Annotated in this window: 18 protein-coding genes; 11 read left to right on the top strand and 7 right to left on the bottom strand. The window is 57.4% G+C overall.

Going from position 1 to position 18563, the window contains the following annotated elements:
• The first annotated feature begins 3 nt into the window (after positions 1–3).
• Both AC2FJ5_RS15275 and AC2FJ5_RS15270 read left to right on the top strand, forming a co-directional pair.
• Positions 4–777, top strand: a complete 774-nt coding sequence (locus tag AC2FJ5_RS15275) for a trypsin-like serine peptidase (RefSeq protein WP_496692695.1) — start codon at positions 4–6, stop codon at positions 775–777.
• Between the two features lie 122 nt (positions 778–899).
• On the top strand, positions 900–1367 hold the full coding sequence (locus AC2FJ5_RS15270; RefSeq protein ID WP_142638359.1) for an Hsp20 family protein: 468 nt from the start codon (positions 900–902) through the stop codon (positions 1365–1367).
• A 122-nt stretch (positions 1368–1489) separates the two neighbouring features.
• Here AC2FJ5_RS15270 and AC2FJ5_RS15265 read toward each other — a convergent pair whose 3' ends face one another.
• Positions 1490–2965 carry an NAD-dependent succinate-semialdehyde dehydrogenase gene (locus AC2FJ5_RS15265; protein ID WP_496793865.1) on the bottom strand — a complete coding sequence of 492 codons (1476 nt, stop codon included), beginning with the start codon at positions 2963–2965 and terminating at the stop codon, positions 1490–1492.
• 258 nt (positions 2966–3223) lie between these two features.
• Here AC2FJ5_RS15265 and AC2FJ5_RS15260 point away from each other — a divergent pair, with 258 nt between their 5' ends.
• The 8 genes from AC2FJ5_RS15260 to AC2FJ5_RS15225 are packed head-to-tail and all read left to right on the top strand — an operon-like array spanning position 3224 to position 10788.
• The gene (locus AC2FJ5_RS15260; RefSeq protein WP_496793864.1) at positions 3224–4303 is read left to right on the top strand and encodes a hypothetical protein; all 1080 of its coding nucleotides are present in this window, start codon (positions 3224–3226) and stop codon (positions 4301–4303) included.
• Between the two features lie 14 nt (positions 4304–4317).
• Positions 4318–4710: a hypothetical protein gene (locus AC2FJ5_RS15255; RefSeq protein WP_496793863.1), complete on the top strand. Its 393-nt coding sequence runs from the start codon at positions 4318–4320 to the stop codon at positions 4708–4710.
• Entirely contained in the window at positions 4707–5825 is a 1119-nt protein-coding gene (locus AC2FJ5_RS15250; RefSeq protein ID WP_496793861.1) for a hypothetical protein, read from the top strand. Before AC2FJ5_RS15255 ends, AC2FJ5_RS15250 begins: the two co-directional genes overlap by 4 nt.
• A 22-nt stretch (positions 5826–5847) precedes the next feature.
• Positions 5848–7779 (top strand): AAA family ATPase, encoded by a 1932-nt coding sequence (locus AC2FJ5_RS15245; protein WP_496793860.1) that lies wholly within the window; start codon positions 5848–5850, stop codon positions 7777–7779.
• Entirely contained in the window at positions 7779–8531 is a 753-nt protein-coding gene (locus tag AC2FJ5_RS15240) for a hypothetical protein (RefSeq protein ID WP_496793859.1), read from the top strand. The genes AC2FJ5_RS15245 and AC2FJ5_RS15240 overlap by 1 nt, the downstream gene beginning before the upstream one ends.
• Positions 8528–9865 (top strand): DUF6638 family protein, encoded by a 1338-nt coding sequence (locus tag AC2FJ5_RS15235; RefSeq protein WP_496793858.1) that lies wholly within the window; start codon positions 8528–8530, stop codon positions 9863–9865. The genes AC2FJ5_RS15240 and AC2FJ5_RS15235 overlap by 4 nt, the downstream gene beginning before the upstream one ends.
• A 1-nt stretch (position 9866) precedes the next feature.
• The gene (locus AC2FJ5_RS15230) at positions 9867–10133 is read left to right on the top strand and encodes a hypothetical protein (RefSeq protein ID WP_282022190.1); all 267 of its coding nucleotides are present in this window, start codon (positions 9867–9869) and stop codon (positions 10131–10133) included.
• A gap of 10 nt (positions 10134–10143) precedes the next feature.
• Entirely contained in the window at positions 10144–10788 is a 645-nt protein-coding gene (locus AC2FJ5_RS15225; protein ID WP_496689870.1) for a DUF1523 family protein, read from the top strand.
• 52 nt (positions 10789–10840) lie between these two features.
• Here the strand turns inward: AC2FJ5_RS15225 and AC2FJ5_RS15220 are convergent, their stop codons facing one another.
• From AC2FJ5_RS15220 to AC2FJ5_RS15195, 6 genes are all read right to left on the bottom strand, one after another.
• Entirely contained in the window at positions 10841–11935 is a 1095-nt protein-coding gene (locus AC2FJ5_RS15220; RefSeq protein WP_496703064.1) for a flagellar basal body P-ring protein FlgI, read from the bottom strand.
• A complete protein-coding gene (locus AC2FJ5_RS15215) occupies positions 11932–12939 on the bottom strand; it encodes a flagellin (protein ID WP_496793856.1) in 1008 nt (335 codons plus the stop codon). Before AC2FJ5_RS15215 ends, AC2FJ5_RS15220 begins: the two co-directional genes overlap by 4 nt.
• Before the next feature lie 2 nt (positions 12940–12941).
• The gene (flgK, locus tag AC2FJ5_RS15210; RefSeq protein ID WP_496793855.1) at positions 12942–14393 is read right to left on the bottom strand and encodes a flagellar hook-associated protein FlgK; all 1452 of its coding nucleotides are present in this window, start codon (positions 14391–14393) and stop codon (positions 12942–12944) included.
• A 33-nt stretch (positions 14394–14426) separates the two neighbouring features.
• Positions 14427–15722: a flagellar hook protein FlgE gene (locus tag AC2FJ5_RS15205; protein WP_496793854.1), complete on the bottom strand. Its 1296-nt coding sequence runs from the start codon at positions 15720–15722 to the stop codon at positions 14427–14429.
• 98 nt (positions 15723–15820) lie between these two features.
• Positions 15821–16660: a flagellar motor protein MotB gene (locus AC2FJ5_RS15200; RefSeq protein ID WP_496790072.1), complete on the bottom strand. Its 840-nt coding sequence runs from the start codon at positions 16658–16660 to the stop codon at positions 15821–15823.
• 85 nt (positions 16661–16745) lie between these two features.
• The gene (locus AC2FJ5_RS15195; RefSeq protein ID WP_496793853.1) at positions 16746–18083 is read right to left on the bottom strand and encodes a FliI/YscN family ATPase; all 1338 of its coding nucleotides are present in this window, start codon (positions 18081–18083) and stop codon (positions 16746–16748) included.
• Between the two features lie 87 nt (positions 18084–18170).
• Here AC2FJ5_RS15195 and AC2FJ5_RS15190 point away from each other — a divergent pair, with 87 nt between their 5' ends.
• A complete protein-coding gene (locus tag AC2FJ5_RS15190; RefSeq protein ID WP_496703074.1) occupies positions 18171–18557 on the top strand; it encodes a FlgB family protein in 387 nt (128 codons plus the stop codon).
• The last annotated feature ends 6 nt before the right edge of the window (positions 18558–18563 follow it).

Below are 18563 nucleotides of genomic sequence, written 5' to 3'. Positions count from 1 at the left end.
ATGATGACAACGATGTCCCAGGCGCAAAGTGCAAAACGCAAACTCACCGACCGCGATGACCTATATGGCTGGGAGGCCGTCGGCCGCCTGGATATCGGCTCCGAGGGGTTTTGTACGGGTACGTTGATCGCACAGGATCTGGTACTGACCGCGGCCCATTGCGCCTTGGACAAAAGAACCGGTCAACCCTATGGGCCGGGGCAGGTAACCTTTCGGGCAGGGCTAAGCGACGGAACTGCGTTGGCAGATCGCAAGGTGGTGCAGATCGCGGCACATCCGGATTACACACGTTTCGCTCAACTGTCGCCCGATGCCGTGCGCGTTGATGTCGCGTTGATGCGGCTGGATCAACCGATCCCCTATTCCGTGGCCGATCCCTTTGCGTTGCATAACGGGCGCGTGGCGGGAGATGAGGTCAGTCTTGCATCGTATGGTCGGGGCCGATCGAATGCGATTACGCGGGAACGGTCCTGCAAAATCCTGCAGCGCTATCAGGGCCTGATCACATTCAACTGCGACATTACCTTTGGGTCCTCGGGTTCGGCCCTGTTGGCGCGAAACGGTCCGCGCTGGCAAATACTTTCAGTAGTCTCTGCAGTTGGTACGGATGGTCGGCAGAAAGTGGGATTCGGCATGGAATTGCAGGAAATTGTGGCCGATCTGAAGGCGACTCTGCGCCGGGATGCCCCTAAACCAAAGGCGACAATAAAGCGATTGCAGGTGGGATCAGGCAAGTCGGACACCGGTGCGAAATTCATCAGCTCGGGAGGGGGTTGAACTCGACCAGAACGTTTCCCATGTCAAATGTATCGGGCCGCCGCAAACGGGGCCTGAGACAATCGAACGCCCGTCCGATCGGAGGGCATTACGTTCATCGCTCAAACATGAGGATACGACATATGCGTACATTTGACTTTGCACCGCTGCACCGCGCCACCGTAGGTTTTGACCAGATCGCTGACATGATGGATCGCGTTCTGACCAATGATGTGGCTCAACCCAGCTATCCGCCCTACAACATCGAAAAAACCGATGTCGACACCTATCGTATCTCGGTTGCAGTTGCCGGTTTTTCCGAGGCCGATCTTTCGGTCGAAGTGAAAGAGAATTCGTTGGTCGTCGCCGGTAAGAAAACTGCAGAAGACAAAGATCGCAGCTATCTGCACCGCGGCATCGCCACCCGCGCGTTCGAGCGCCGTTTTGCCCTTGCCGACCACGTTCGTGTCACCGGTGCCAGCCATGAGAACGGCATGCTGAATATCGATCTCAAGCGCGAAGTGCCCGAAGCGCTGAAAGCCCGCCGGATCGAGATTTCGTCCAGCAAGGCCATCGAAAAGGATGTGGTTGACGCCAAAGCCGTAAACTGAGGCAGTCAGTCACCACGCCGCGGTAATCGTTCCTCTCTGGATTACCGCACCATGCGCCCCGCGTTCCTCCAGACGCGGGGCGTTGCCTTTACGGCCAGCTGTACAGCGAAGGTTTGGGCGGATCAGACCGACAGGCAGATGTATTTCATCTCCAGATAGTCTTCCATGCCATGATGGCTGCCTTCGCGGCCCAAGCCGGATTGTTTGACGCCGCCGAACGGGCCTAACTCGGTTGAGATGATGCCGGTGTTCACACCAACGATCCCGTATTCCAGTGCTTCGGCCACTTTGTAAACGCGGCTGAGATCTTTGGCATAGAAATACGAGGCCAGACCAAAGATCGTGTCATTGGCCATGGCGATCACGTCGTCTTCATCCTCGAACTTGAACAGCGGTGCCAGCGGGCCAAAGGTTTCGTCCTGCGCCACCAGCATGTCCTGCGTCACACCGGTGACAATGGTAGGCTCAAAGAAGGTGCCGCCCAGATCGTGCGGCAGGCCACCGGTCAGGATTTGGCCGCCTTTGTCGGTTACATCCTTGATGTGTTCTTGCACCTTGGCAACGGCGTCATCATTGATCAGCGGTCCGGTGGTGATGCCTTCGTTCAGGCCGTCGCCGACGTTCAGAGCCTCGACCGCGGCCTTCAACTTGGCAGCAAACGCGTCATAGACACCGGCCTGCACATAGATGCGGTTGGCGCAGACACAGGTTTGGCCGTTATTGCGGAACTTGCACATCATCGCGCCTTCGACGGCGGCATCCAGATCGGCATCGTCAAACACGATGAACGGCGCATTGCCGCCCAGCTCCATCGAGCATTTCATCACCTGTTCCGCCGCCTGTCGCAGCAGGATGCGCCCGACTTCGGTTGAGCCGGTAAAGGTGAGCTTGCGCACGCCGGGATTTTCGCAGAATTCCTGGCCGATTTCGCTGGCGCGCGACGAGGGCACCACGTTGAACACACCGGCGGGGATGCCTGCCTGCTGGGCCAATGCGCCCAGAACCAGCGCCGACAAGGGTGTCTCGGCGGCAGGCCGGGCGACAAAGGCGCATCCGGCGGCAAGCGCCGGCCCGGCCTTACGGGTGATCATCGCATTGGGGAAGTTCCAGGGCGTGATCGAGGCCGCAACGCCGATGGGCTGCTTCAGCACCATGATGCGTTTGTCGCGCTGATGACCTGGAATAGTCTCGCCATAAACGCGCTTGGCCTCTTCGCCGAAAAACTCGATGAACGAGGCACCATAGCCGATCTCACCCACGGCTTCGGCCAGCGGCTTGCCCTGTTCGGCGGTCAGGATCTTGCCCAGATCCTCGGCGTTTTCCATCATCAGATCGTACCAGCGGCGCAGGATCACGGCGCGTTCCTTGCCGGTCAGCTTGGCCCATTCCTTTTGCGCGGCCTCGGCCTGTGCGATGGCACCTGCAACCTGCGCGCGGCTCAGGTCGGCGACCTCGGCGATCACATCGCCCCGTGCAGGGTTGGTGACGGAAAACGTCCCATTGTCACCATCGACCCACTGGCCGCCGATATAGGCCTTGGTCACCAGCAGATCGGGGTTTTTCAGAATGGATTTCAGGTCGGTCGTAGTATCCAGCATGGGTCGGACTCCGGCAGAAAAGGGTTTGCGCGCACCCAAACAGGTGGCGTCGCATTTGTCTATGTCCACTCGGCGGACAGGATCAATCCAGATTTGATCAAATTCATCGTTGCAGAGTGCAGATATCTCGCCTGCGTGGCCTATCTTTTTCGATACGAAATTGTAAAAGTCTCGGTGATTTGAGGGCTCAAGGGGATGTAAATGAACATAACATTCCCTATCTTATTGGGTAAATAAAGAAAACAGGGGACAGCAGAGATGTCGAACCAGCAATTCGAAGCGTTGATTGAAGAAACACAGACGAAAGTGCGCGAAAGCCAGTCGCAGATCCAAGGGCTGACCTCGCGGATTGAGGCGGCGCGGGCCAAGATCGGTACGGCCGAGGCGGATATCGATATCGAAAACGCCACTTTGGAAGATGTGCACGCCCATACCGAAGTCATGAACGCCAATATCGCCGAGCTGATCATGGGTCTGGATGACGTCACCAGCGCATTCTCTAAGGATTTTGACGAGATGCGCTCAAAATCCGGGTGGGAGACGTTTATTGGTATCTTCTCGAAGGGTAAATCTGAATCGATGCGGCAGGAGCGGATGCGCACCGCCAGTATCGACGACAAGCTGCAGGACCTGATCGCCAAATCCGACGTGATCGTGAAACTGCTGGAAGGGCAGCTGTCGGTGCTGGAAGAACAGCGCGTGAAGGTTGAAAACAACCTGACCGGCACGCTGGACGACCGTGAGGCCACCGTGGCCGAGTTAGAAGCGCTGAGGGCTGAGATTCAGGGCATGGACCCGACAATTATCACGCTGGAGAACAAGATCAGCGTCGAACAAGACGCCGCCGCGCGCACCCAGTTGGAGACCGAGCTGGCCGAGCTGAACAAGCAATACAACGCCAAGGTTCAGGAAGAGCAGGTCAAGCTGGCCAAAAGCCAAACGCTTGAGCGCTATATCGAAAAGGGCAAGACTTGGGTCGATTCCCTGCAGAACCAGGCGGCGACGCAGATGGTGCTGATCAACAAGCTGCAGACAGACACGCAACAGCGCGTGGTGCTGTATGACGCCCTGACCAAATCGCTGAAAACCGCGCAGCAGCAGGACGTGGCCCACCGCATCAACGAGATCGGCGTGCAGACCGACCAAGAGGCGCAAACCGCCATGGCCTCAATCGGCACCGCGACCAACCAGAAAATGGCCGACATGCTTGAGGCGCATGAGGACCACATGGTCTTTGCCCGCGACGTGCTGGAGAAAAAGGCCAAGGCAGATGAACGCTTTGCCCGCCGGTTTGCCTCGATTGTCGAGAAGCATGACAAGAATTTGTATGGTGGGTGAGCCCATTGCTCAAGATGACACGAGACATTTGTATATCAGCTTGGCTGGCGGCCTGGTTTGTCGTCATGGGATTCAGTCTAGTTTTCGAAGCTTACATGTTCGGGCTAGTTGCATTTTGGTCTTTGATGCCAGGGTTCTTTTTGATCCACCAATTTGCGCGGCTGACATCCGCTTCGAAAAAAGAAATGAGCCAAGAAATCAGCTTTGGCGAATCCATTCGATCCAAAAATTTATGGCTAAAATATGCGAAGGTATGGGCGCTGCCTTTCGCATGCATGCTTTACTTGTTCCCAAAGTTCTTGGAAGTGGGGGTGCCTCTGATCGTGGTTGTAGGGCTCGGTGCAATAAATTTTGTGGCTCAAGTAGATAGTTGCAGAAGAGAACTCTATCAGACGCGCGCCCAATGACTAACCTCACCCAAGACCATGTCGGCCTGACCGACACGTTCGCCTCGCGCCGCTATTTCCGCAAATTTGAGGTGATCACCGTTCACCTCCTGCGCGTGGCCGCGACGATGGAGGCTGAGGGCGCGATTTCCAAACAAGAGGTGCGCATTGTGTCGCGCTACCTCTCTGGGCTGCTCTACACATTCCGCGCGCTGTCCATGAAATACCTGCTGGTCGGGCGCGATACGGGGCGGTTCTTTGGCAGCCTCGCCATGGACAAGCGCGACAGCGGCTTTCCAGTGGCGGCTGAGTTGCTGACCATGGCCAACGATGCGCAGCAGGCGCAGGTGCATCTGGCGAATATGCCGTCCGAGGATGAGCTGAAAACCGACATGGTGCGCACCATTATCAGCGACCGGGAAATCCCGACCAAGCTGCAATTCGCGCTGTCCCAAAGGCTCTATTACGAGGAATTGCTGAAGGGTGAGCTTTTCTGGGCCCGTAACGATCCCGAATGTCACTGGATTGGCAATGAGGGCGAGCGGCGCAGGTTCCTGATCCACTGGGCCGTGTACGACAGCCAGATCAACCTGCCGGTCATCTACCTGATGGAGTTGGAGGATTCGGGGCGCACGGCCCTGCCCAAAGATCAACGCCGCTGGCCCGAAGTGCAGGCGCATCTGATGGCGCAATCCTTGGGTGGGTTGAAACTGGTGACCATTGCCAAAGGCTTTGATCAGGATTTCGACGACCTGCATCCCAAACACCTGCGCCGCATTCATGTGGGGCCAATGTATTCCTCGGCCTTTACCGAGCAATCCGGCCCGCTGCGGCAGGTGCTGGAGGATGCGAAATCCCCTGCGGGTCAGGATTGGGCCTTGGCCTGGACCACTGAAGCGCTGCGAAGCGAGGATGTGATTCAGGAACGCTCAGGCTGGTTCGGGACCGTAGACCGCGAGGTCTTTGCGCTGGACCCATTCGGCGGGCAGGGGGCCGAGACGGGGGCGACGCAAACCGAGCGCTCGATCATTCTGCCACAACGCCCGTTCCAGGTACTGGCCGAGCGCAACCCGCCGGGTTTTGGTGACGTGCGCAAGTTCGTCGTCAGCAAGACCGGGCAGGTGTTGAGATATTGAAGACAGTAAAGGCGATTTTGAGATGAGTTTGACGTCAGACCAGATGGAATTGCGCGAAGACGATATTCGCAAGCACTACACTGCGGCCACCGCCTTGCTGAACGGGTTCGAGCACGCGCCGCGGATTGCCAAAGCAGTTGAGGCCGCGGTTGAGAGGTCGCCGGGCGTCTCCACAGGTCGGCGGTTTCGGTCCACCACGCCAGGTTTGGTGACACGGCGGACTGTGCGGGCTGACGGGGTGCATCTGGTGGAACGAATCGAGGCGTCAGATGACGGCGATACGCTAGTTTCACCCCCGCAGGCCACCACACAACAGGCCATTCGTCGCGCCATCGCCATCGCTCTGGCGGTGTCTGAAGCCTATGCCGAACAGACCCCTCTGGCCGATCTAAAACGTGCGAATTTGGCCGGGGATCTGCCCGCCGCCCGCAAGACTGAATTCTCGGAACTGCTGACGGCTGAGGCGCTGATCACCTCGCACAGCTTCGGCAATGCGCTGGCCTATCTGATGTCGTCGCATCTGGGTGAAACCACGGTTGATGTTGGGGAAATCGAAGAGGTTCTGACCGACAATGGCCAGCTCGCCCTGCATGGCGCGCTGTGGGAGCTGGACCAGACCCTCGCCAAACATGCCCCCGACGATGCTCATCTGATCGCAGCCACCAGTGCCTATGCAGAACAACTTATGGACAAGGCCACTCTGCGTGCCCAATCCGCAGGTCATCTAGCCCCGTTCCAGAACGCCGCATGGCATATCGAGGCTGATGATCTGACGATCCGGGGTTTTGAGCCGGCCTCCAAAGCCAAATCCACCACCCTGACCATGACGTTCAAGAAACCGAACGAGGTGGTCGGCAACCATATCGCCAAATATCAGGCGATGAAGCTGGCCAAGATGGTGATGGCCTATGACTTCGACCGTCGCCTGAACCCGTTTGCCGAGCTTGGCGGGTTCATCTTTACCTTCATGGGCGACGGCAAACCGGGCACCGGCAAGACCACCCTGATCCAGATGATGGCCGGGCTGATCAACGACTATTGCCAGAACGCGGGCTATCCGTTCCGCTATCAGAACCTGAGCACCGACAATATCGACAGCTATCAGGGTAAATCCGGCCAGAATGCCAAGGCGTTTATCAACACGATCATCGACCCCTCGGTCATCGGCTTTGGCACCATCGACGATATCGACCAACTGGCGGGCAAACGCGGTGATCGGCAGTCCTCGGCCGGGCAGTTGGAAATCACCGCCGTGCTGATGGAGAGCTTTGCGGGCGCCAACACCGTCGTGCGCGGCAACTGCACCTTTGGTATGTTCTCGAACTACCCCGAGAATGTGGACGACGCGCTGCGCCAGCGTGCGGGCGCGCGGTTCCTGGTGGATGGTCCGCAAACGCGCGAGGATTACATCGACATCCTGCACTTGCTGATGGGCCGCAACCACGACATCCCGCTGGGCGAACACGAGGCCTATGCCGCGCAGGAAATCAAAAAGGCTGTCGCTGCCAGTTTCGAAAGTCATTCCCGCCCGCACGAAGAGGCTCTGCTGCAAGTCTATGACCGGGTCTCCGGCGATATCGGCCAGATGGATACGATTGCCAAGATGGGCACCTATCTCAAGGCGATCCAACAGGCGGATGAGCGGTTCACCGGCCGCGCGATCAAGAACATCACCGATGCGGTCAAGGTCCGCGCGATGGATTTCGAACTGCCCGACGAGTGGATGGAAAACCCCGACCTGTTCCTGTTCCGTGACTACGACACCAAGAAGGCCATGATCGAGGACCTGCGCCAGCCGATCACGGTCGAGATGGTGATACAAGAGATCAACCGCTACGCCGACAGCGAGTTCCGCTATGCCGACAAGAGCGACGAGGTCGCCATCGAGAACGCCGTCCGCGAGATGGGCCGGATGGAAGAGGCCAAGCGGCGGTATCTGGAGGGGAAGGGTTAATGGCTGCAAAACCTCTTTGGGCGGCCGGACCCGCAGAACTTCTGCAGCATGGGATACTGTTGGTATCGGATCAATCCGACGCTAATCGCCGAATCGCGATGATCTTGATAGACAATGCTGCAGAGCTGATCATGCAGACTTACCTTACTCTGCCAAGGCGAGTAACCGGAATTGATCTCACACGTAAAGAGCGTGACGATTTCTGTAGGAACTTCCCAAGTTTATTGGATGGTATCGAACGGCACGCGCAAGACAAGATAATCGGTTTGAACCTTGGTGAATTCGAGTGGTTTCATAGGCTGCGAAATGAACTTTATCATCAGGGAAACGGACTCACGGTAGAGCGACGTAATCTGGAAGTTTATGCTGAACTCTGCGAAAAGCTTTTTGAGGCTCTTTTTGACGTCAGCTTGGACCTAGAGGTTCCCAGTGACTCGAGCACTAAGCTAATTGGGGAGTTCTTTGAGTCTTGGATAAGTATTGAACGAATCCTTGCACAGTGGGCACCGAATGGTGCTCGAAAAACAGCCCAAGCAAATATCATTGAGCTTCAACAAGAAGGTGAGCTGTCGGCAGATGTGATCGTCGCGTTCGCGCAAGTCCAAAAAATCCGTAATGAGCTTGTACATGGAGAAGCCGAAGCGGAGGAAATGCTGCGTGAAACAAATATGTCTAAGGTTCGTCTCGTCGAAACCGCAGTTCAAGAAATGGGCAGTCGCAAACAACGCGAAAGGCTAAGTGATCTAAAATGATCCGCCTCATCGAAAAAGGCCTGATGTTTGGCAACCTCGTCCACATCTCAAGCCCGGCTCTGGTCGAGCGGTATAACCGCGCGTTGCAGCATCTGGCGGGCAAGACCACGGAACTGACGGATTTCCATGTCGATATCTCGGGCTATTCGCCAGAGGTGGGGATTGAGCTGGAGGATGAGCTCTACCTCAACCCCAACGGGGTCAACCGGCAGTTCATCCTGCTGACGACCGAGCAGAAACGCGCGCCTCTGCTGAACGTCAAATTCTCGACCTCGCGCGATATCCTGCGCGAATTCATCGAGATGAACGAGGCGCAGCTGTTTGCCCTGACCGCCACCGATGCGGTGGCCGGGGAGCTGGTGAACTCGGTCATCAAGCTCAGCACCCCGCGCGATCTTTTCAACATCCAGAAGATCGAGATTGAGGCCGATACTGCTGGCGGCACCCTACGCAAGGCTCAGCAACTGGCAGGCATGGTCGAGCAGTTCAAAACCGAAGAGGACGCCTGGTTTGACGATGTGTTGATCGCAAAGATGATCGCAACGGCCAAGGAAACTGGCGATGTCACCCGCAACCCGGTCCACCTGCGCCACACTGCCTTTGAACAGCGTAATTTCTGGACCGCGCATTTCGGCGGGCTGTATCTGTTTCCAGACATGGATCACCCGGCGGCGATCTGCATGGGCGAAAAGCCCGACGATCTGAACATCAAATACACGTTTGACCCGTCGCAGCGGAACCAGATCGCCAAGTTTCTGGACTATAACGACCTGGTCGAACCCATCGTCAAGGCGCGCGGCGTGGATGCTGCTGCGATCCTGCAGCAAAAGATGGACTTCCTGACCGTCGACGCGGCCGCTGATGCCGGGGTCGATCTGACTGGCCTGAACCGCAGTGATATGCGTCGGCTGGCGCGCACCCACGCGGATCGGTTGCCAGAGGCCTATCATGGGCTGGCGCAGCTATTGCGTTGGGCGACGGATGGCGGGCGGTGGCCCCGGATCACCTCGGATCATTCGGCGTATTTCTATACGCTGCGGGCTGCCGATACGCCGAACCGTGATCTGGTGAACATGCTGCTGGCCGAATTGGCCCCACTGGACCCGCGCCAGATGTTCATCTGCCACAAAGAGCTGTTCTATAGCACCTACAAATCCTGGTCCGAGGCCAAGAAGGCCTATGTTGCTGATTTCCTCGCGCGTGAGTATCAGGTGGACAAGGCGGGTGCCCGCGCTGCCCTGTTCGGACATGAGCCGGATATGAGCGGTCGAGACAGGATCAGCGAAACCGTTATCGCCCGCGTTGGTCCCTGGGGCGCATTAGGAAAGGATTGAAATGTTCGGAGCGATGCGCCTGTTTCTGATCCTGCTAGTCATCCAGACCGTGGCCTATTTTGCCCTGTCGCTGTATTCACGCAGTGCGCGTCGCCGCAGGCTAGAGCGTTGGTGGGACGAAAAGGGCAAAACCGGAGACAAGGCAGCCTTTGTCGCACGGGGGCTGCACGTCTATGACAATTCGTTCCGGCGCAAATTGATCCTGGGTGTCTATGTTGTGCCTTGGGTAGCGATCGGGTCGCTGATCTACATTGTGAACTACATGTGAGAGGTAAAGCATGGCCTATTTGAAATGGGCATTCATTCTGATTTTCTGGGGAACGGTCGCCGTAATCCTTCAGTATTCTCTGCCGCAACGGGATGTGGTTCGGATCGTCAACACCTATGAAGAACGGCAGGACCTGAACGACTGGACCCGGATCTTCTGGTCCGAGCCCGATGATCAGTCGGCCAGTCTGTCGAACCGGGATGTACAGTTCATTCAGGCCGTACGTGCCAATGGCAAACCGATTGTGTATCGCAACGAAGATACCAGCTGGGGTTGGCCGCCCTATTTCAAATTCGACACTGCCAATTTGTATACCGAAGCCAATGACGCGATCTCGGACAAAAACGACCCGGACTGGGTTGCCGTGACGCATTATGGCTGGCGGAATGAGTTCATGTCGATCTTTCCCAACGCTGTCTTTATCAAACATGTCGATGGTCCGGATGCGCGTCTGATCCCTTGGTTCAACATCGTCTTCCTGACGGTCTTCTTTGCGATTGTCTGGGCAATCTGGGTGCGCTGGCGCAGGTTCCGTCAGGCGCGGATCGATCCGATGATCGAGAGTGTCGAGGATGGGTTGTATGCAACCGGCGACGCCATCGGCGAGCATCGCAACCGATTCCGCAAATGGTTGGACAGTTGGAAATCAAAGTGACGTGAATTCCCGGCGGGTCTTGGGGCTGTGCGCCTACCGCCGGGATAGCCCGTCATCGAACGATGAACTCGGCGTGTAACGCTCCGGCGGCTTTGATCGTTTTCAGGATGTCGATCATGTCGCGGGGTGAGACACCTAACGCGTTTAGCCCTGCGACGACTTCGGACAAGGTCGTGGCCTCGGGAATTTCCGCCAGACCGGTGCCTTCCTCTTCTTCGATACCGGCTACGGTACGCGGAACCACGACGGTTTCGCCTCGTGCGAACGGGTTTGGCTGAACCGCGATTGGGGCCTCTTCGACCGTCAGTGTCAGGTTGCCCTGCGAGACTGCCACGCGTGAGATACGCACTTCCTGACCCATGACAATCGTGCCCGAACGCTGATCGACTACTACTCGCGCCTTTGTTTCTGGCTCTACCAGGATGTTCTCAATGCGCCCAAGCGCATGCGCGGTCGAGATCGCCTGTGTCGCTGCAATATTCAGTTCGACCGTCCCGGAATCGCGCATGATCGCTACGGCCCGGTTGAATTCGGTATTGATTGCCTGCTCGATCCGACCGGCGGTTGTGAAATCCGGTTCACGCAGGGCCAGGCGCATTTGGGTCAGATCGGAAAGCTCAAAGTCGATTTCACGTTCGACCCGTGCCCCGGAGGGGATCACGCCGGATGTCGGAACCCCTTGGGTGACCGAAGCCGCATCGCCTTCGGCAACGGCGCCACCTGCAAGAACTGACCCCTGTGCCACCGCATAGATCTGACCATCTGCCGCATTCAGCGGTGTCATAATAAGCGTCCCGCCCAGCAAGCTTTTGGAATCGCCGATGGCCGAAACGGTGACATCAATCTGGCCACCGACCCGCGAAAAGGGGGGTAGGCTGGCTGTCACAAGCACGGCGGCCACGTTTTTGGGGCGAAAATCCTCACCATTCACGTTCACACCAAGCCGTTCCAGAATATTGGACATGATCTCTTCGGTGAACGGAGAATTCCTGAGCCCATCGCCGGTTCCATTCAATCCGACCACAAGACCATAACCAACCAGATCATTGCCGCGCACCCCGTCGAAATCGACAAGGTCCTTCAGCCGGATTGCCCCGGCAAAAGACAGGCTCGGAAGCAGGATCAGGAGAATGGCAAGTAATCTCATCTCAGGAAATTCACCAACGATAGGTTCGCGTTGCGAACGGTGACAGAATACAGGCTTTCCAATTGAAATTGGACAGTCTGCAGTTGCACTGCGGTTTGATACGGGTCCGCGGCGATCAGAGAGTTTCGGCTGTATTCCAGGCTTGTACGCGCCGCCGCGTTGCGCGTGGCGGCTTGTTCAATCCGGGCCTCCGCCGAACCAACATCCGCCCGCAGGTTCACTGTGCCGTCCTGCGTATTGGCAAGCTCGACACCCAACTGGGTAAACAAGGACGTCCGCAGATCATTGGGAAGTCCCAGATTATCGTCCGAAACCAGAGCGGCGACGGCGATGTCCCGCAACGCGGCTTTGAGCGTCGGATCGGTCGCAGTGATCGGAATAGAGACACTTTCATTCTCCGAAATGCTCATCGGTGCCAGCGCCGTATCTGAGCCCTGATAGATAACCGCATCGAAACCCGCAGGGTCATTGAACCAGTCTTCCGCCGCTTGTGTGATATCTGTGAGTGTTGTCAGCCCCGTCAACTCCGCCTCTAACGCGGTCAACAAGGTATCCGCAGATGCCAGAGGCGACACATCAGTATCCACGCCGGAAAACAGGCTTCGGCCACCCGCACGGGTGTTCAATGCCGACATGACCGTATCCAGCTCATTTCTGGCCTGGACAGAGGCATGCTCATGCGTGACCGCCTGATTGGAGGTCCCATATGCCAGTAAGGATGACGTCAGGCGCCCCACCGCGTCGTTGACCGTTGTAAGGCTAAGCTGCATAGCGTTGGTGAACAGGCCAGCTTCGGCTGTGGCCACCTGAAAGGCATCCAGGCGTGACAGGTTTCGATCCATATCCAGAAGATAGGAATAATCCCCGTCAAGATGGCCGGAGACATCCTGCACTTTGCCTGAAGACATCTCATAAGACAGGGTTTCGATCTGATTTTTGATATCAGTCGCCCGCGATTTCAGGGTCAATCCGCGCGCTAGGTCGCCCATAGAGGTTACATTCATCATCACAGCCTTAACAACGTATCCATAAGTTCATCGACGACTGAAACCAGTCTGGCATTTGCCCCATAGGCCTGTTCGATTTGCATCAGCCGCTGCAGCTCTTGGTCGGTATCGACGCCCTGTTCAGCCTCAATGGCCGTCATTTCCAGATTGGCGCTGTTTGCAAACACCCGCCGCCCATCGGCCACATGGGCGTCCGAGCCAACCCGTGACAGCAGCGCCTCAGAGATGTCGGCGGCGCGCATGTTTCCGGCCCCGAAAACCGAGCCTGCAACAGGGCGTTCGTCGTTCAGAATTGAACTGAAGGCGCGCAGCTGGCTGGCATCTCCGGCGCTACCAGGTGTGGCTGCCCCCAGCCCGGCGCGTAGTTTCCAGCTGTCTCCCCCGGCGTCCGGGTCGACGATTGCGTTCAAGCTGATGCGCGAGGCCAATCCCGTCACCGATGCCGGATCAAACCGGCTGCCATCATCGGTGAACACGCCCGGATCCGTGGCCAGCGCCGTCGGATCCAGCCCCGGCGTTTCGAATCTTTCGATAAGATCGCGCGCAACAGCATCCAGATCGACTTGAGCCTCAACCGCGATTTCATCCCGAATCTGGAATTGGGCCATCAAGGCACCACCGCGAATTTGGGCAAAATCGCCACTGGTGCGGACAGGGTTTCCGTTCAGCTCAAGCCCGGACAACAACCCGTTTGCTAGGGTCATATGGGGCTTGGTGTCGCCGGTTGTCGAAAAGGAGAACTCGGCCGCAGTGTTTTCCAGCAATATCAAGCCGCCATCAGAATAAAGCGAGACTTGATCATTGTCCCTTTGAATCACATTTACAGGAACCAGTTCGTTGACCTGATCAATCAGGACCTGTCGTTGATCCAGTAGCCCACCAATATCGGCGCCGGAATACTTAATGGCCGGGATCTTGGCATTCAGCTCTTCGATGTCCTTCAGAGTCTGATTCAGGGTATCGACCTGTTTGCCAATGGTCCGGTCAGCTTCGGACCGCATCTGCCGTAACCCTTCCGATGCTGCGTTCAGGCCGCGCGCCAGATCCTGAGCCGTGCGCGCAACCTGGTCCAGTCTTTCACTGGAATCCGGCAGGCTTGCCGCTGTTAAAAGGCTGTTGTCAAAATCAGCCAGTCGAACCACAAGCGAAGCGGGATCATCGGCGGGCCCTACCAAAGATTCCAACCTTGTGTGAAAGTCTGAAATGGTGGTGTGGAAGGCCAGATCGGCATCCGTGGCCCGGCGGTTGGACGTGAGGACGGGATTCTGATGACGAATGACACCTACGGTACGCACGCCGTGGCCGGAAATCGTGTTGGTTGCCAGTTCCAAAGACCTGCGCGCGTAGCCGGGCGTCAATGCGTTTGCAATATTTTCGGACACAACCGCCGCACCGCGACTGGCGGCGGTCAGGCCGCCCAACGCGTTGTTCAATGCTGTGGACATATTCATTCTGCAGGTCCCTTTCCTGAATCAAAACCCTGATCAGCGTTTGATATTGGTTGTTTCCTGAAGCATCTCATCCACCGTTTGGATAACCTTTGCGCTGGAAGAGTAAGCCCGCTGTGTCTGGATCATCGAGGTCAGCTCGGTCGCCACATCGGTAGTGGATTCTTCTCGTGCGAAAGAAACCAGGTCGCCGGTTGGCCCGTCCCCCGCATTCCACAGAAAGAACGTCCCGCTTTCCCGGGATGGTGCATAGGTCTGACTGTCCAGCGCGGTCAGTCCATTTGGGTTCGGAACATCCGCCAATGGGATCTGGTACATGCGTCGGCTGACGCCGGTATCGTAGAACGCATAAACATACCCGTTTTCGTCAACCTGAACGCTGGTCATGGTGCCGACCGCCGAACCGTCGCGCGTGATCGAAACTGGTGCAAATGTATCGGACAGTTGCGTGATTCCGTCGGCATCCCCGATTTCCCCTATATTGATCTCCATTGGGCCGCCGGCCACGTTCACCACAACGCTGCCGGTTGCTGGGTCATATGCACCGCCGGTGACCGCAGTTACGCTGGACAGCGTGCCACCCGCAGTTCGGCTATCGGTGAAGGTCAGGGTGTATTCACCGATAATGGTGCCGCCCGAGGCTGAATCGCGCATGATCATCGTCCATTCGTTACTGCTGCCGGTGGCCGGCACTGTAGGGACGAGTTCGATATCAACGCTTTCGGATTTTCCCAGATTGTCGAAATATTCAACGGACAAGGGTTGCATGTCGCCAGGGGAACCCGCATCCGTAGCGGTCGCGGGCAGGTTCATGCGCAGATTCATCTGCGTCGTGGGTGCGCCCGACAGTTGATTAACACTGAGCTGAATGGGTTCAAGCGCAGCTGGAGTGTCACGCGGAACCGCAGGGATGGTTCCATCCGCATTCGCACGCCAACCCAGCAGAACAAGCCCTGATTCGGTGACCAGATATCCTTCTTCATTGGTGCGGAACGACCCTGTCGTGGTCAGCAACATCTCATTCGAACCGGCCGCGATCTGAGAACTTGGTCGTACAGGCATCATGCCGCGCCCACGCACCGCAAGGTCGGTGGAGTTGTTGGTTGTCACCAGCGAACCGCGCTGGTCGATCAGGCGTTGGCTGGTGGTGCGAACGCCCCCAGCGGAATAGCTGCCGCCCTGGCCGGAGGTGACCATAGAATGGAAATCAGTTTCCACCCGTTTATACCCGAAGGTTGATGAATTCGCGATATTGTCCGAGATCGTCGCCAGCCGGTTTGCATTGGCCTTCAATGCGGCCACACCAGCGTTCAGCGAAGAGGAAATTGTCATTGGCACGCCCTTCTGTTGCGTCAAATCTTGATGCAACAGCTAACGCGCTGGGCCTTAACAGCGCGCTAACAGGTAAAATGCCGTCTATCCTTTTATTCTCAGGTGCCGCGCAGAAAGATAATCTCGATCCTGTTGTTGCGTGCGGCCATCGGGTTTTCATCCGACAATTTTCGATCAGCATGACCGGTTACGCGGTCCAACCTGAGCGGCGCAACACCCTTGTCCTGCAGCATTTGGCGAACTTGCTGAGCGCGCGAGGTAGACAAATCCCAGGCCGGGTTTTTGGCCAGAACCACCGGCGAGGAACCGACATGCCCTCCGACCGCCATGTCATTTGTCACCAGATCAGAGGATCGGGCCACCAACAATGTCAGAGCACGCAGCATATTGGTTGGTTGGTTCGTCCCTGATTCGAACAGAGGTTGATCCTTGGTGGCGAAGAGTTCGACCACCAGACCCTCATCCGTCACGCGGGTGACGATATGTTTGAGGACCTTGTCGGACACCATGCTTTCGCCGGTTCGCCCCATAAGCTCTGATTCCAGTGAGGAAAAGTCTTCGACCGTTTCTTTTCCGCCGCCGTCCGAGCTGACGCCAACCGATCCACGCGCTTGTCGCGCGGGCGTCGGGCTGCGTTTGCTGGCGCCGGTCCCGTCCATGACCAGAGTTTCCTCAGAGAACATGTTATTGCCGCCAAAGGCCCCATCGCCGCCACCCGAAACCGGGTTTATCGGAATGGTCGGCGAGAAATAATCCGCAAGCCCTTTGCGTTGTTGTTCCGTTGTTGCATTCAGCAGCCACATCAACATGAAGAACGCCATCATGGCCGTGACAAAGTCGGCATATGCGACTTTCCACGCGCCACCATGGTGACCATCGCCACCTGACACACGTTTCTTCTTGATGATGACTGGCGCCACATTGGATTGCGCACCCATCTCCACCACCTTTTTATCACCCAGTTACAGGGGTAGCCGGGCAGGTCTTAAGGTGGGCTTAACACTTAAAACTGTCTTGAGTTCCTCACTGCGGTAATGCTGCCCCGGCACGGCGCAGAATCAGTTGCAGGTGGTTGAAACTGTTGCTGATTCCGTCCGGCTCGGCCTTGCCGAAAAAGGCATCAAGCTCGTCATGAACCCGGACTGCCTGATCCAATAACGGGTCTGCCCCCTCGGCATAAAGCCCGGCTTTGATCATAACCTCGGATTGCTCGTAACTGCCAACCAGCTTGCGGGTTTCCGAGATCATCCGGTTTTCCGCCTCGGAGGCAGCCCCCGGCAGGCTGCGTGAAACCGACCGGCTAAGGTCAATGGCGGGGAAACGGCCGCGCTCGGCGATTCCGCGGCTCAGGACGATATGCCCGTCCAGAACGCCACGCAGAATGTCCGCTATCGGTTCATCCATGTCCGAGCCCGCAACCAGAACGCTGAAAACTGCTGTGATATCACCCTGATCAGCCGTGCCCGGCCCGGTTCGTTCGCAAAGACCAGCGATCAAGGGCGTGACCGAAGGTGGGAACCCGCGCAAAGAGGGGGCCTCACCCATCGCAACAGCGATTTCGCGGTGCGCCTCGGCAAAGCGGGTGACCGAATCAGCCAGAAACAGGACGTTCAGCCCCTGATCCCGCAAGAATTCCGCGACTGAAAGTGCCGACCATGCACAGCGCCTGCGGGCCAGCGCAGACTGATCCGAGGTTGCCGCCACAACCACAGATCGTGCCAACCCCTTGGCCCCAAGCGCATGTTCAACGAACTCATTGACCTCACGACCCCGTTCGCCGACCAGAGCGACCACAACCGCGTCTGCCTGCATCGACCGCGCCAGCGTGGCCAACAGGGTCGACTTGCCGACCCCTGACCCGGCGAACAGGCCGATACGCTGCCCCTGCACCACAGGTAACATGGTGTTCATAATGCTCAGCCCGGTTTCCATCCGTGCGCCCAGCGGTTTGCGGACAACGGCAGGTGGTGGATTTTGCAGGATGTCTCGTTCCTGAGTGCCCGACAGCAACGGCTTGCCGTCCAGCGGTTTGCCGAAGGGATCAATGACCCGGCCCAGCCAGTGCAGCCCGGGGGAAAATGCCGGTGTCTGATTTAGAATCACCCGATCACCCAAGCAAACCCCATCGGGTGCAGCGGCGGGTAACATGTGGATCAGATCCGATTCGACATGCAGAACTTCACCCGCCAGATCAGGGCCGCTGCGCCGCCGCAGGGTCAGGTTGTCGCCGATGCGGGCAACGTACTCCAACCCCTCTATTTCTATGACGCCGCGCCCAACACTGGCCACGCGGCCCATATGACGCATGGCGGACAGACGGTCGAATTCGCATTTCAGAAGCATCGGGTCGAGATCGGTCATCGTGGGTTCTCCAACGGGTTTCTGAAAACGGTTTCTAAAGGAATCGGGGTTAAGCCTTGATTGAAATTGATCGAGGGAGAAGCCCCGATGTTCTCTGACCTGAACGTCTTTAAGACAGCGTACGCAATGGCAGCCCATGCCGGGCAACGGCAGTCTGTCATTGCGCGAAACATGGCAAATGCGGATACGCCGGGTTATCAGCCCCGCGATATCGAGACCTTTCAGATAGCTTTCGAAAATTCCGGGCGTGAGGTTGCGATGACCGCCACGCGGGCCGGGCATCTGAACGGCGCCGCCGCAGCCCAACCCTGGGCCGAGTTCGATGCCGCGCCCTCGGGCGATCCCAACGGAAATGGTGTTTCTCTTGAGGAAGAAATGCTCAAAGCGGTCGAGGTCAAGCGTCAACATGATCGCGCGCTGGCGATCTATAAATCCTCGATTGGCATGCTGCGCACCAGCCTTGGTCGCGGGTGAGGAGGG

This window comes from Ruegeria sp. CDSA221 (genome assembly GCF_059611825.1).
The sequence above is the reverse complement of the archived record's forward strand: the minus strand, read 5'-3'. Positions and strand labels throughout refer to the sequence as shown.

Excerpts from the sequence above, each read along its gene's own strand:
- AC2FJ5_RS15275 (WP_496692695.1), top strand. The coding sequence starts at position 4 with ATGACAACGATGTCCCAGGCGCAAAGTGCAAAACGCAAACTCACCGAC.
- AC2FJ5_RS15270 (WP_142638359.1), top strand. The coding sequence starts at position 900 with ATGCGTACATTTGACTTTGCACCGCTGCACCGCGCCACCGTAGGTTTT.
- AC2FJ5_RS15265 (WP_496793865.1), bottom strand. The coding sequence starts at position 2,965 with ATGCTGGATACTACGACCGACCTGAAATCCATTCTGAAAAACCCCGAT.
- AC2FJ5_RS15260 (WP_496793864.1), top strand. The coding sequence starts at position 3,224 with ATGTCGAACCAGCAATTCGAAGCGTTGATTGAAGAAACACAGACGAAA.
- AC2FJ5_RS15255 (WP_496793863.1), top strand. The coding sequence starts at position 4,318 with ATGACACGAGACATTTGTATATCAGCTTGGCTGGCGGCCTGGTTTGTC.
- AC2FJ5_RS15250 (WP_496793861.1), top strand. The coding sequence starts at position 4,707 with ATGACTAACCTCACCCAAGACCATGTCGGCCTGACCGACACGTTCGCC.
- AC2FJ5_RS15245 (WP_496793860.1), top strand. The coding sequence starts at position 5,848 with ATGAGTTTGACGTCAGACCAGATGGAATTGCGCGAAGACGATATTCGC.
- AC2FJ5_RS15240 (WP_496793859.1), top strand. The coding sequence starts at position 7,779 with ATGGCTGCAAAACCTCTTTGGGCGGCCGGACCCGCAGAACTTCTGCAG.
- AC2FJ5_RS15235 (WP_496793858.1), top strand. The coding sequence starts at position 8,528 with ATGATCCGCCTCATCGAAAAAGGCCTGATGTTTGGCAACCTCGTCCAC.
- AC2FJ5_RS15230 (WP_282022190.1), top strand. The coding sequence starts at position 9,867 with ATGTTCGGAGCGATGCGCCTGTTTCTGATCCTGCTAGTCATCCAGACC.
- AC2FJ5_RS15225 (WP_496689870.1), top strand. The coding sequence starts at position 10,144 with ATGGCCTATTTGAAATGGGCATTCATTCTGATTTTCTGGGGAACGGTC.
- AC2FJ5_RS15220 (WP_496703064.1), bottom strand. The coding sequence starts at position 11,935 with ATGAGATTACTTGCCATTCTCCTGATCCTGCTTCCGAGCCTGTCTTTT.
- AC2FJ5_RS15215 (WP_496793856.1), bottom strand. The coding sequence starts at position 12,939 with ATGAATGTAACCTCTATGGGCGACCTAGCGCGCGGATTGACCCTGAAA.
- flgK (WP_496793855.1), bottom strand. The coding sequence starts at position 14,393 with ATGAATATGTCCACAGCATTGAACAACGCGTTGGGCGGCCTGACCGCC.
- AC2FJ5_RS15205 (WP_496793854.1), bottom strand. The coding sequence starts at position 15,722 with ATGACAATTTCCTCTTCGCTGAACGCTGGTGTGGCCGCATTGAAGGCC.
- AC2FJ5_RS15200 (WP_496790072.1), bottom strand. The coding sequence starts at position 16,660 with ATGGGTGCGCAATCCAATGTGGCGCCAGTCATCATCAAGAAGAAACGT.
- AC2FJ5_RS15195 (WP_496793853.1), bottom strand. The coding sequence starts at position 18,083 with ATGACCGATCTCGACCCGATGCTTCTGAAATGCGAATTCGACCGTCTG.
- AC2FJ5_RS15190 (WP_496703074.1), top strand. The coding sequence starts at position 18,171 with ATGTTCTCTGACCTGAACGTCTTTAAGACAGCGTACGCAATGGCAGCC.